Origin of the sequence: Planktothrix sp. FACHB-1365, from assembly GCF_014697575.1 — a bacterium.
Classification (GTDB): Bacteria; Cyanobacteriota; Cyanobacteriia; order Cyanobacteriales; family Microcoleaceae; genus Planktothrix.
On sequence record NZ_JACJSC010000001.1, the window covers coordinates 798275 to 811271 of the forward strand.

The 12997-nt window shown below is 37.2% G+C and carries 14 protein-coding genes; 9 read left to right on the forward strand and 5 right to left on the reverse strand.

Going from position 1 to position 12997, the window contains the following annotated elements:
- Window positions 1-159: 159 nt before the first annotated feature.
- The 5 genes from H6G57_RS03350 to H6G57_RS03370 all read right to left on the reverse strand — a co-directional run bounded on the left by H6G57_RS03350 (window position 160) and on the right by H6G57_RS03370 (window position 4267).
- Window positions 160-843, reverse strand: coding sequence for a DUF1036 domain-containing protein (locus H6G57_RS03350; RefSeq protein ID WP_190515965.1), 684 nt, complete (start codon window positions 841-843; stop codon window positions 160-162).
- Window positions 844-856: 13 nt separating this feature from the next.
- A complete protein-coding gene (locus H6G57_RS03355; RefSeq protein ID WP_190515966.1) occupies window positions 857-1936 on the reverse strand; it encodes a protein kinase in 1080 nt (359 codons plus the stop codon).
- 3 nt (window positions 1937-1939) lie between these two features.
- The gene (locus H6G57_RS03360; protein ID WP_190515968.1) at window positions 1940-2581 is read right to left on the reverse strand and encodes a hypothetical protein; all 642 of its coding nucleotides are present in this window, start codon (window positions 2579-2581) and stop codon (window positions 1940-1942) included.
- A 195-nt stretch (window positions 2582-2776) separates the two neighbouring features.
- Window positions 2777-3463 (reverse strand): PP2C family serine/threonine-protein phosphatase, encoded by a 687-nt coding sequence (locus H6G57_RS03365; protein ID WP_190515969.1) that lies wholly within the window; start codon window positions 3461-3463, stop codon window positions 2777-2779.
- A 117-nt stretch (window positions 3464-3580) separates the two neighbouring features.
- Window positions 3581-4267: a VWA domain-containing protein gene (locus H6G57_RS03370; RefSeq protein WP_190515971.1), complete on the reverse strand. Its 687-nt coding sequence runs from the start codon at window positions 4265-4267 to the stop codon at window positions 3581-3583.
- Window positions 4268-4562: 295 nt separating this feature from the next.
- Here H6G57_RS03370 and H6G57_RS03375 point away from each other — a divergent pair, with 295 nt between their 5' ends.
- The 9 genes from H6G57_RS03375 (at window position 4563) to H6G57_RS03415 (ending at window position 12955) form a co-directional block, all read left to right on the forward strand.
- Complete coding sequence (locus H6G57_RS03375) at window positions 4563-5069, forward strand: helix-turn-helix domain-containing protein (RefSeq protein WP_190515973.1); 507 nt, start codon at window positions 4563-4565, stop codon at window positions 5067-5069.
- A 218-nt stretch (window positions 5070-5287) separates the two neighbouring features.
- Window positions 5288-5662: a type II toxin-antitoxin system HicB family antitoxin gene (locus H6G57_RS03380; protein ID WP_190515974.1), complete on the forward strand. Its 375-nt coding sequence runs from the start codon at window positions 5288-5290 to the stop codon at window positions 5660-5662.
- Complete coding sequence (locus H6G57_RS03385; RefSeq protein WP_190515976.1) at window positions 5659-6081, forward strand: type II toxin-antitoxin system VapC family toxin; 423 nt, start codon at window positions 5659-5661, stop codon at window positions 6079-6081. Before H6G57_RS03380 ends, H6G57_RS03385 begins: the two co-directional genes overlap by 4 nt.
- Before the next feature lie 60 nt (window positions 6082-6141).
- Entirely contained in the window at window positions 6142-8082 is a 1941-nt protein-coding gene (gene dnaG, locus H6G57_RS03390; protein WP_190515978.1) for a DNA primase, read from the forward strand.
- Between the two features lie 689 nt (window positions 8083-8771).
- Window positions 8772-8999, forward strand: coding sequence for a hypothetical protein (locus H6G57_RS03395; RefSeq protein ID WP_190515979.1), 228 nt, complete (start codon window positions 8772-8774; stop codon window positions 8997-8999).
- Between the two features lie 274 nt (window positions 9000-9273).
- Window positions 9274-10077 carry a TPM domain-containing protein gene (locus tag H6G57_RS03400; RefSeq protein ID WP_190515981.1) on the forward strand — a complete coding sequence of 268 codons (804 nt, stop codon included), beginning with the start codon at window positions 9274-9276 and terminating at the stop codon, window positions 10075-10077.
- A 188-nt stretch (window positions 10078-10265) separates the two neighbouring features.
- Window positions 10266-10892, forward strand: coding sequence for a precorrin-8X methylmutase (locus H6G57_RS03405; protein ID WP_190515983.1), 627 nt, complete (start codon window positions 10266-10268; stop codon window positions 10890-10892).
- Window positions 10893-11415: 523 nt separating this feature from the next.
- Entirely contained in the window at window positions 11416-11958 is a 543-nt protein-coding gene (rsmD, locus tag H6G57_RS03410; protein WP_190515984.1) for a 16S rRNA (guanine(966)-N(2))-methyltransferase RsmD, read from the forward strand.
- 37 nt (window positions 11959-11995) lie between these two features.
- Entirely contained in the window at window positions 11996-12955 is a 960-nt protein-coding gene (locus H6G57_RS03415) for a 3'(2'),5'-bisphosphate nucleotidase (RefSeq protein ID WP_190515986.1), read from the forward strand.
- Window positions 12956-12997: the final 42 nt, after the last annotated feature.

Below are 12997 nucleotides of genomic sequence, written 5' to 3' on the forward strand. Positions count from 1 at the left end.
CAGTTATTGTACCACAACACGGGCTTAAAGTTTAAACAGGAAAGTGATGTTCATTGATTAAATCTTGCTTAATTCTAAGGTGATTATAACATTTTCTACTGATTTGGGTAAGTTAGGGTAAGTGCGATCTCATTTTTAAAACAGTAATTTTTAGTTCAATTATTCATCTAAATTCCATAGCGTTATACCAGGAGTTACTACAAAGACTTTCATCTGAACTTTTCTCTCGCCTATTTCATTACAAGGCATTTGATTAGCATTGATAAAATTAAACTCTCTTAAGCTATTAACACAAAAAGATAAATCAGGCAAATTTGAATTCCAAAATCTAGTTCCGCTTTGTCCGTACATATAAACATTACCTGTATAGCTTCTTCCTATATCAACCTCTTCACATCCACTAGGATAAATAGTCAACCATCCTTTTGTTCGCAGTTCTGTTCCATTATTTCCATCCCAGTAACCGACTGCAAGATTAATTGTTTCGCCACGAGTTTGATTACAAAAACGAACAATTGTTGTTTGACGTAATTGGTTGAGTTGTGCTTGTAACTCATCTCTTTCTCGCTGAAGGTTTTGAATCTTAAGGTTAAGTCTATTATTATCTAAACCCAACTTAAGACCCATGAAGAAGACCAAACTAGAAGCCATTCCTAAAAGAATAGCTGTAGAACTACTAAATTTACTTTTTTTCTTTTTAGCATCGTAGATTATTGATTTTTTTACAGATTTTGAACTTTTTTCTAAAGCAACTAAATTTTTACCTCCACAAATATCACATTCTAAAGGTAATACATCGGCTCTAAATTCATGAGTGCAAGTTTTACATTTATAAAGTACCATAATAATTTAGATATCAAGATTTTCTTATATTTTTATGAATTCGAGAACCACTCCTTGCTGTTTTCTCACTAGACGAAGTTGATTTATCTAAATCTTCTATCGGTGAAGTGCCATAATGATACAGATTTTTAACAATTTGATGAACCTTTACAATAGATAGGCGATTTTCAGGCTTTGGATTTAACATATTTTCAATTAATAGTTCTAATTTCTGATGAGTGGAATTAGAAGGACGTTTCATTGGCATACTCGCTGTTAAATTTACGCTAACACTGAGGCGACTTTTATAAATACTAGGTTCACTGTCTAAAATGCCAGGAAGTGTTAGCTTTTCACCATTAAGAACAGCTTCATAAGCGTATTGATAACGATCTGAAAAAGTTGGGAGTGAACCCGTCCAGTATTGACAAAAAATTAAACCCAGGGAAAAAATATCAGATTTTTGATTGGGTGCTGGAGTTTTACCTTCTGTATTAATATATTCAGCAAACTCTGGTGAATAGTAGACTTGATCTCCTACCAAAAATTCGGGTGTTGTGGGTTCTCCTTCTAATATACTATTATCAAAATCAATAATCTTAGCGATTAAACGATTTTCCCATTCTTGAATTAGAATATTATCGGGTTTTAGATCAAGGTGAATAATTTTACTCCCATGAAGAATCTTTAAAGCTCCTGCGGCTGTTAACATCACAAACAGCCGCTTTTTCATTTCTAACTCATGGACTTTATTAGATAAGGAGCTAGTATCAACTTTTTGAGAAATTTTAAAGTAATGACTTCCATGTTCATTACCATGTTTAAAGAAGTCTATTGTTCTGACAACTAACCCGCCATCACCACAAGCCGAAAGAGCTTTTATAATGGCTAATTGTTTTTTTTCAAAAGCTTCACATTGATCTCGTTTTTTTTGTTTTCCTTTCTCACTTCCTGGAGCAGATGTACCTGGATAAACAGGGCTCAAAAATTTTTTAATAAAAACCTCATCTGCTCCAGCTTTTGCAAATCCCCATTGACATTGACCGCCATTTGCACTGTCAAAATCACGGCTCACTGTATATTTACCAATAACATCGCCTGCTTTGTAAGACATAATTTAGTTTTCTCCTTCTAAAATTTGTGCTTTATTTTCAATCCTTTCAAGTAATTCTTGTGTTTTCCTGTATTTTTCATGGTTGTTTATAGGACTAGGACTCACTCGATTTTTATAATATTGACTTGCTTCCTTGCAATAATGTCTAGCTTTTTCTAAGTTATTACATAGGTAATTAATCCATGCGATAAAAAAATTAAAGTTTGCTCTTAGATCAGGATCTGAACATTCTTTATTAAATCCATTCTGTAAACATTGTTCTAATAGCAGTTCTAAATTTTGAATTTTCTGGAGATTCTCTTGACTCAGAGCATCCAAATTTTCAGGTTTCAACACTGGGTATAAATCTTCTAAAGATTTAATAGCTTCTTTAAAATTATTATTTTCCAAGGAGCATTTAGCGAAGATTAAATAAGGTTCTATTAAATTACATTTAGCTTGATCATCAAATTCATCTTTTTTATGATCTTCTAGGATTTCTTCCTCTCCATTATCTATAGTATCATCTTTTTTTTCAGAAGGTTCGGAAATTATTTCTTGACTTAGAACAGAACCGTTATTAATTTCTACAGTAGATTGAGCTATTTCCTGTTTTTCACCTAAATATAAATATTGTTCATAAGTTTCTCGGTATTTTTCCCACAATGGATTTAATGCCTCAACATTTGTGTTTGTAAACTCAAAACCCTCTTGTAAAGAAGCAAGACGGTCTTCATAGGATTGCTTAAAATTGTCAAAATCTTCATAGCCGATGGGGTAAAGAATAAGAGATACATCATCCTGTTTAATCTCTTGATACCGTTTATTTAAAGAATCTTCCCATTGTTTAAAATTATCCGATTAATTTAAGGTATTTAACAATAACTTTTCAAAGTCCCAAGGGGCAGGTACATATTGAAAACATCCGTCAGTACAAGCAAGAATACATCCAGGTTTATCCAATTCTTGTAATTTAAAATGAATCTCCCAGTCCTCCTTCATATCTGCACTTAAATATTGAGACATAGGTGGATCTTCTCGAATCATTTCAAAGGCGTCTTTTTTAACCTCTAAATCATCGTGAGTTAGTTGCTGTAAACCTGCTTCTGGACTTAAGAAGTATAACCGTGAATCTCCAATCCAAGCTAAACTAACTTGATATGTTGTTGAACATTCACTTGATTTTGGAATACTCGCCAGTGCCATCGTTGTACACAAGCGCTGACCGGCTAAAGAACCTCTGAGACGAGATGGCTTAATATTTGTAGCTGCTTCTTTTAAAGTCTGATAAACTTTCTCTTTGAGCGCTTTAACGATTTCATCATTGAGTTGTCCATTCCATTGGTCTAAAAAAGATCCGACCGTTTCTGAAGCTTTTTGTGAAGCAATTTTTCCGCCAGTTTGCTCATCATAACCTGCTGAACGTCCTCCTAATCCATCAAAAACTCCGATGACTATAACATCAGGATAATCGGGCTTGAATAGATGAGCATCCTCACCTTTGCCAGGGGCAATTTCTATATTGACGGTTATGTAAAACGAGTTCATAGCTTAGTCAAGCGCAATAGAAGTTTATAGCTCTAAATTAGAGCAATTATAAATTCGATTAAATCAAGAAAACCCTCATTTTTTAATTTGAAGATTTTCTTGATTTCTCAATACCATTTAAACGCTATTAGCAATAACATCTAAAATTTCATCCATTTCAAATTCTTCTAATCCTTTACCTGCTTTAGAGGCAAAATGTATTGTGTTATCCCAACTACTAGCAATCATTGTCCAAGGAGAAGCATCAGGAGTAAACAAGAGCAATCGTTTGGCAGGGCTTGACATTTCTGACCAATAATCGGTGAGATCATCTAAAGTTGAAGAAATTCCTTTAGGATAATGGGCAGGCTTAGGACTTTTTTCTAAACTATGGGCACTGGCATCAGTATAAACAATAACGACATAGCGTTGTTTAGCAAAATCTTGGGCTTTTTCCCATTTGGATCTTAACGCTAAATCCAAACCTTCTAAGCCATTTTCTGGTTCGTCCCCACCCCCTTGTGCTTGAATTTTAGAAACAAAATCAGCAAATCCACTGTTTTCTGTACGGAGATTAAAGAACTTAGACTCTACCATTGCTTGATCAGGTGCATCAGCCCAGTAATCCCGAAATACAATTACTTTAGCCCTAAGTTGATCAATTTTTTTCTGTTTAGTTTCCATCTTGGCTTCGAGCTTGGGATAGAAGTTGAGGGCTGTAGACTTGACTTCATCAATCAAGTGACCCATTGAACCTGTACCATCGATGCACATGACTAAATCAACAGCATACTTAACATATTTGTCCCCTGGTTCGTTTGCCATACTGGGTTTTAACCTCCCGACGCTGGTAAATAATTAGATTTGACTTAAATATCTATTGGCTTGACTCGCAAACTTTACGCAAATTCCTCAAAAAATTTTTTAACCTGGGTTTTGTTGCCATCGGGAGATGATGACACAACGCTAATCCAGATCAATATGCTTTCGTGAGTCGTAGCGAGTGAGAGATGAGCTAGGCTTGAGCTTTACTTAGTATAAAATGATTAATCCTATTTGCTCCCTGTATTCAAACAGGATTTGTGTTATGATCATGATAGGATATTGAGGACGCGACATCATGACTTCCCTTGATCAACAGTTCAACCAGGCTGCACTCCATTGGGACTTGGACACGCTTTATACTGACCTCGCCTCTGCTAAGGGAAAACGTCTAACTCCGATGGAAAAGCTGCATTTGCGGGGGTTGTTGTCTGGGTTTAGTCCGGCGGAAATTGCTGAACAACTGGGAAAGAACGTTAAAGGAGTGAAAACTGACCTCTGTGTGACCTTATATCGATATGTGAAAAGTTTGGTTGATAAGTTAGATGCTCGGATAGAAAGTTGGCGAGAAGTGACTGAATGGTTAGAAGAAGCCGGATATAAACGACAGACACCCCCTGAGATTCCCGTTGATAGTTTGCTGACTGAAAAAAGTGTTGTTAATGTTAATAATATTCATATTGAAAATCATCAGTTAGTTGTTGTTTTTAGTTTAAAAATCCCTACAACATCCGCTACTTCAGAATCAAAGAAATATTCAGAGATCACAGAAAACTCAATAATTGCTGAAAATTTAGTTAATTAATAGTAGTTTTAGAGTTAGCGAAACGCTATCAAATTCCGGTAAAAACCTTATAACTCAAAAAACGTCAGGAATTACAAAGACAGATTTCTTTACGAGAACAATTATATGAAATTTTAGCGATCGCTACCAGTTTTTATCAACACGCTTTAAGACAATCAGAAAGACTTCAAGCCTTTAGTGTATAATAAGGCTAAATTAGATTATAGAAGGATAGTTCTATGACTGCCAACTTAATTCAAGCGTCATCTCCATCTATTGCCAAAGTGACTTATCCTGTGTTAATTCAACAACAGGATGAAGAATATATAGTAACAGTATTAGGTTTAGACTGTAAAGCTAAAGGTTCAAGTCGAGAAGCAGCACTAGAACAATTATTAGAACAAGTTAATGCTATTCTGAAACAAAGTGAAATTGTGCAGTTAGAAATTCCTCTACCCAAACCGGAACATCCTTGGATGAAATTTGCAGGAATGTATAAAGATAACCCACTTTTTGATGAAGTACAAGATTATATAAAAGCAGATCGAGAGCAACTTGATGCTGAAATGGAAGAATATTATTTTCAACTTGAAGCAAAGGAGGAAATAAAGTGAGTTTGTGGGTACTAGATACAGATCATATAACACTTTTTGAAAATCAACATCCTCTAGTTATAGAGCGTGTTATGGCAACTGATCCTGACGAGATTACTGTTACTATTATTACAGTAGAAGAACAAATGAAAGGATGGTTAAATGCAATTCAGCAATCTTCTCAATCTAATCGATTAATTTGGGGGTATAAAGGTTTACAAGATGGATTAAAGTTCTTTCAAACAATTCAAGTATTAGATTTTGATCAGGATGCTTACAATTGCTATATAGAGTTAGTCCGTCAAAAAATTAGAATTGGTACAAGAGATTTACGCATTGCTGCAACTGTAATTTCTAAAAATGGAATTTTAGTAACACGCAATCGACAGGATTTTGAACGAGTTCCTGGGTTGAGGTTTGAAGATTGGAGTAAAGATTAAAGGGATCATCAAGGGTATTTTATGGCAAAATAAAGATTTACAATTTTAATCTTATCTCTAATGCTGACTCCCCGAATTCATCCCGATACCATAGAGGACGTTAAGGAACGTGCTGATATTTACGATGTTGTTTCCGAGAAAGTGGTCTTGAAACGACGGGGGAAAGATTTTGTGGGGTTGTGTCCCTTTCATGAAGAAAAAACGCCGAGTTTTACCGTGAGTCCCACGAAACAAATGTTTTATTGTTTTGGATGTGGGGCGGCAGGAAATAGCCTGAAATTTATCATGGATTTGGAGAAACGTTCCTTTAGTGAGGTGGTTTTAGAGTTAGCAAAACGGTATCAAATCCCGGTAAAAACCTTAGAACCCGAAAAACGGCAGGAATTACAAAGGCAGATTTCTTTACGAGAACAATTATATGAGATTTTAGCGATCGCAACAAGTTTTTATCAACACGCTTTAAGACAATCAGAAGGATTACAAGCTTTAGATTATTTAAAATTAAAACGTCATATTAAAGAAGATACGATTCAATATTTTCAGTTAGGATACGCCCCCCAAGGATGGGAAACTCTCTATGATTATCTAGTTGAACAAAAACATTTTCCGGCGGAATTAGTCGAACAAGCGGGGTTAATTGTGCCTCGAAAAACAGGGAATGGCTATTATGATCGGTTTCGAGATCGGTTAATGATTCCCATTCAGGATAGTCAAGGGCGAGTGATTGGATTTGGAGGTCGGAGTTTAGGGGATGAACTACCCAAATATCTCAATTCTCCTGAAACAGAATTATTTGATAAAGGTAACACATTATTTGCCTTAGATAAAGCCAAAAATGCGATTAGTAAACAGGATTTAGCGATTGTTGTTGAGGGATATTTTGATGTGATCGCTTTACATACGGCTGGAATTGAGAATGTTGTAGCTTCTTTAGGAACTGCTTTAAGTTTAAATCAAGTAAGGCAGTTAGTTCGTTATACAGAATCCAAACAAATTATTCTCAATTTTGATGCGGATGCTGCGGGAAATAAAGCCGCAGAACGTGCCATTGGAGAAATTGAAAATCTGGCTTATCAAGGCTATATTAATTTACGGATTTTAAATATTCCTTCTGGGAAAGATCCTGATGAATTTTTAATTCATAATTCTGCCGAAGATTATCAAAAATTAGTCTTAAATTCTCCCTCGTGGATTGAGTGGCAAATTCAACGATTATTAATCGGAAAAAACTTGGAAACCGTTGCCCAGTCACAACAAGTTTCAAAAGTGATGGTAGAATTATTAAGAAAAATTGACAATGGCATACAACGGACTCACTATATTCAATACTGTGCTGAACTTCTCAGTCAAGGACAATCTCGATTAGTTCCTTTATTCGCTAAAAATTTACAAACCCAAGTTAATAAACCTTATTCAGATCATGAAAAACAAAAGGTATCTTCTGATTTACTTCCTCTTAATTCTGAACGCAGTTTATTAGAAGAAGCAGAAGTTAAACTACTGAGAATTTATTTACATTGTCCTGAATACCGTCTGACCATTCAGGATGCCTTAGAAGCGAGAGATTTACAGTTTAGTTTAGCCCATCATCGGTTTCTCTGGCGAGAAATTACCAACATTGAAGAAATAGCTGAAAAAGATTTAGATTCCGTTGATTTAATTTTGGAATTACAACAGGTTTGTTTACAAGAAAATCAACCAACAAAACAATTTTATCATCTCTTTTATTTGGATGAACATACAGAAATTGATATCCGTCGCGCCCGCTTAGTGATTCGCAGTTCTGTGGCTTCTATTGAAACGGTTATTTGTCAAAAAAGACGAGATATGGCTTTAAAATTATGGCAGGAAACAGATGTGGGAAAAGAGCAAAATTTGGCTCAAAAATATTATCAACAAATTGATGCAGAAACCAAATGGATGTGGGAATTAAAACGAATTCGGGATACTCAATTTGATGATTTAATTTCTGTTCCTTTAGGGGGAATTAATTTTAATTAAAAATTAGATAGTGTCCCTTTAAATGTGCCATTTTTTTGATTGAAACATCATATATAGCAATCCTAAATAGGTTGTAATATTAAATCCTAAAATTGATACTACAGATAATCGCCTAAATCCCCTGTAGTAGAGACGTTGCATGCAACGTCTCTACTACAGGGGACAGATGCGTAGCAAACATTTAAAGATTTCATATAATATTTTATCGTAGGGGTGGCGTCCTTCCAAACCCTCTTTGCGCCTGGGTTTGGTTTCCAAACTCCTACAGAACTTTATTAAGTAGTATAAATGTAATATAGCGAGCCTAAGTGACGCTAGAGAAAGTAAAATAACTAGACTCGAATTCCCCAAAATAGCAAACTATCCTAGGGAAATACAGAGGGAAAAGTTGACTGAAATATAAATAAAATGAATCTAGGATAAGAACCTACTCATAAATGGCAACTCTTCCTGATTAACGCCAATGAAATTGTAAAGTAGAGTGTTCACTTTGGAAAGTTTTATTATTCATTAATTTGAAAATTTCCCCTTGATTACACCCATCCGCTATCCACTATCTAATAGCAATTAAATCCGCCAATACCCCCCTCTAAATTAAACCTTTTAAGTTGACTGAAACCCTTATTTGAGTTCAATAATTCACGGGTTTACAAGGCGGATTAACACTTTAATCATTCCAGAAGGAGTCAATGATGTTACACAAAAGTCTGCTAATTTTAACCGTAACCCTGTTATCAATGATAACCTCTACGCCAGCGAAAGCTTCAGAGTTTATTCCGTCGAGTTTTTCTGTGGAGTCTCCCTGTCCTATTCTGAATACTACATCCCAACAACAACTTTTACCTTCTCTGTGTCCCCAAGCTAGAGAGGAAGGTCAGGAAATCATTCAAGATACGGGTAGACCTCCACGGGATTAATATTAAAGATCAGCCCCGGCATCACTGGAACAAATTCTAATCACCCTCATCCCCCCAGTAGAGATATGAAGTTTCAACTCAATATCTCTACTGTTTTTTGTTTCAATCTCCTAGGAGTAGGGCTTTGAACGGTATGACAACCCCAGAAACTGTAATCCTGATTGCTGATTTTGTGATAAAGTTAAAAATTGTAAAGAAATATGAGAGTCAGATGATCTCCGGGTTAACAAAAAACCCATATTGCTTACATTTATAGACATTGATAGGAACTTCCATGCAACAGAATTGGCTGCACAGATTGCTTCTCTCTCTTGCTGTATTTGCTCTAGTGCTTTCGACTTGGGCATTTGCACCCGTTGCTCATGCGTTTAATAATCCTGATTTACTGCCTAAAATTCAAACCCCCGTTATTGACCTCGCCGGAATTTTGACCGACGTTCAGGAAAACCTATTAGCAAAAGATATAGAAGAGTTTGAAACCCAAACCGGATGGAAACTGAGAGTTTTAACTCAATTTGACCAAACCCCCGGTCGCGCCGTTAAAGACTATTGGGGACTGGATGATAAAAGCGTTTTATTAGTCGCCGATGAACGGGGTGGGAATATTCTCAACTTTAGCGTCGGTCGTCAGGTTTACCCGTTTCTGTCTCGGACATTTTGGGTAGAATTACAAACGCGCTTCGGAAATCAATATTTTATTCGAGAAAATGGAGAAGACCAATCGGTACTCCAATCCATTGATACGATTCAAGGCTGTTTAGTTCAAGGTGGCTGTCGAGTCGTTCCCGGACTTCCTCAAGAACAGTGGATTTTAACCTTAATTACCTCGGCTCTCGGTGGAATCATTTGTGGTATTGCCAGTATTCCCCGCAAACCTGGACAAGTGATTGCATGGCAATGGGCGTTAATCTTCTCTCCTCTGTGGGGGATTTTATTTATTGCCTTTGGAATTGGCCCTGTTGTTTCTCGTACCCAGGAATGGCTTCCCCTCGTTCGCAATATTTCTGGCTTCCTGATTGGTTTCTTAGTGGCTTATCTCACTCCGGTGTTCAATCACTCCTCCTCCCCAGAAGCTTAAGAATGTTGACCGTTGGCGGTTGACGGTTAATTGTCAAGGTGCGTGGACGCTGGCAACGACCTTACTCCTACACTCTGTTCTCGTCACAACGCCAACAACCTGATACACTGAATAAGTTGTAATCTGGTTGTGCTAAGTCAATTTTTCTTAGCCGCAGAACTGAAGAAGCTAACAATCGGCGAGTCACAATGGAATGGCATATTACCGATGCCCAGAGTTTAGGAATTATTGATGACGAAATTGGCGATCATGTATTTTCGCCAGCCGAATACGAAATTGTTCGTCGGGTGATTTATGCGACGGCGGATTTTGAATATAAAAGTTTAGTTCGTTTTTCTGACCAAGCGTTACAAGGGGGGGCGGCGGCTTTAGCGGCTCGGACAACGATTGTCGTTGATGTGCCAATGGTACAGGTGGGGATTACTCCCCGCATTCTTTCGACTTTTGCGAATCCTGTTTATTGTTCGATGGAGGCGGTAACACGACCCCAACGAGAAAAAACCCGCTCGGCTTGGGGGATTGAAACCTTGGCAAAGCGCTATCCTGAAGCGATTTTTGTTATTGGTCAAGAACAAACAGCCCTTTCTGCCATTGTCGATTTAATTGAAGCGGATGAGATTAAACCGGCTTTAGTGATTGCCACTCCTTCTGGTTTTGTCGGGGCTGATGTCGCCAAGTCCCGTTTAAATGATTCGATGGTTCCCCATGTTCGTATTGACGGACGCAAGGGTAGTGCAGTTGTGGCGGTGGCCTTAGTCGATGCCTTAGTTGATCTGGCTTGGCAAGCCTATGGTCGAGAAGGCAATGGCAGTTAGAGGGGTTTGGGGTATCCGGTACAAAATAGGGGAAAATTAAGGTCTGACTCCTAACTCCTTCCCCCATCAGTCCTATAATTTTTGAGGTTTTATATCACAGTTTTGCTAGTTTGTCAAGGAGGAGTCGAGAAGGCGGAAATTGAAGACGTGCGCGATGTTAGCTGATTTTAGGGAATTTTTGAAGGCTTGAATCAATTTTTAACGATAGAATGGCTGTTCGGGCTGATTTTTTGGAGCTAAGATACAAGAATAACAATTTAGTCTATCTACTAAAATGCTAACATTTGCTCCAAACCTTGTCAAGTCGTTCCCTTAATAAAAATAATTCTCATTAATTTGGCTTTTATTAAGAATTGTAAACCCACGATTGTTTTGAAATTTAAAATTGTTTAACTAGATATATTAGATTAGTTAATAATTTTAGGTTAAAAAACAGCTATTTTTGGGGTCTTCATCACACCGGGCGGTTAAAACATAGTTTGAAGGTAGACTCTCCGATTTTATTCAGTGGAGGACTTTATTTTTGAGTTTAAGAATTTCTGGAAATCGCTTAATTAAAACTTTACCAGGGGAAGAAACACGCCCCACATTAGCGCGGGTTAGAGAAGCGGTTTTTAATATTTGGCAGGGTCAAATAGAAGGCTGTCGCTGGTTAGATTTATGTACGGGTAGTGGTTCAATGGGAGCCGAAGCATTAGGCCGGGGAGCATCAGTTGTGATTGGGATAGAACAACATAGAAAAGCTTGTCAAGTGATTCAAGAAAATTGGCAAAAAATTGCCGATTCTTCCCAACAGTTTCAAGTTATACGAGGGGATATTTTAGGAAAGTTAAAAACTTTATCTGGGCAACAATTTGATTGTATTTATTTTGATCCGCCCTATGATAGTAATCTTTATCAACCCACCTTAGAGGCGATCGCCCAATATCAACTACTATCTGCGGAGGGAGAGATTGCCGTTGAGCATCATCCCCATCGTTGGCAAATTCAACCTATTACGGGGTTAGAAATTTGTCGAGAAAAAATCTATGGAAATTGTGCTTTAACGTTTTATTGTTTAAAATAATAGAATCAGGAATAAATGCCCTCTAATTGGAGTTTTTATGTCTTACGAACAAGAAAAGCAAATTGCAATTGCAGCGACATTAGCGGCTGGAAAACTATGTGAAAAAGTGCGCCGCAGTATCCCGCCTGCGATGGAGAAAAGTGATAAAAGTCCGGTGACAGTTGCTGATTATGGTTCTCAAGCCATTATTTGTAAAGCACTAGCAGAAGTCTTTCCCAATGATCCCGTTGTCGGGGAAGAAGATGCAACGGAATTGCAAACTCCAGAAATGGCAGAAAATTTAGCAAAAATTACCCAATATGTACAAGAAATTATTCCTGATGCCACCTCAGAACAAGTCACAGATTGGATTAATAAAGGAAATGGAAAAGTTGGAAATCGCTTTTGGACATTAGATCCCATTGATGGCACAAAAGGATTTTTAAGACAAGATCAATATGCCATTGCTTTAGCTTTAATTGAAGATGGGGAAGTTAAAGTTGGGGTGATGGGATGTCCGGCTTATCCGGTGGAAAATCATGAACCGGGAGCTTTATTTGTGGCGGTGCGAGGACAAGGCGCAACGATGATAATTTTGGCAACGGGTGAAGAAATTCCGATTCAAGTTGTGCCGGAAAATGATATCGAAAATCTTCGGTTTGTGGGCAGTGTTGAAGCCAGTCATGGAGATATTGATCGTCAGGATGCTGTAGCAAAAGCAGTCGGAATTATTGCTCCGGCGATTAAAATGGATTCTCAGGCCAAATATGGGGCGGTTGCTTCTGGAAAAGCGGCGTTATATTTGCGACTTCCTTCTCCTAAAACTCCTAATTATCGAGAGAATATTTGGGATCATGCGGCGGGAGCAATTGTTGTTGAAGAAGCGGGAGGACGAGTTAGTGATATGTTTGGTAAACCTTTAGATTTTGCCTCTAATCCTAAAATGTTAGATAATCGTGGTATTTTAGTTAGTAATGGCATTATTCATGATACGGTTTTATCGGTATTGACTCAATAAATTTCTCCGAGTTAATCAGGATTAAACCTAGGATAGAATTAA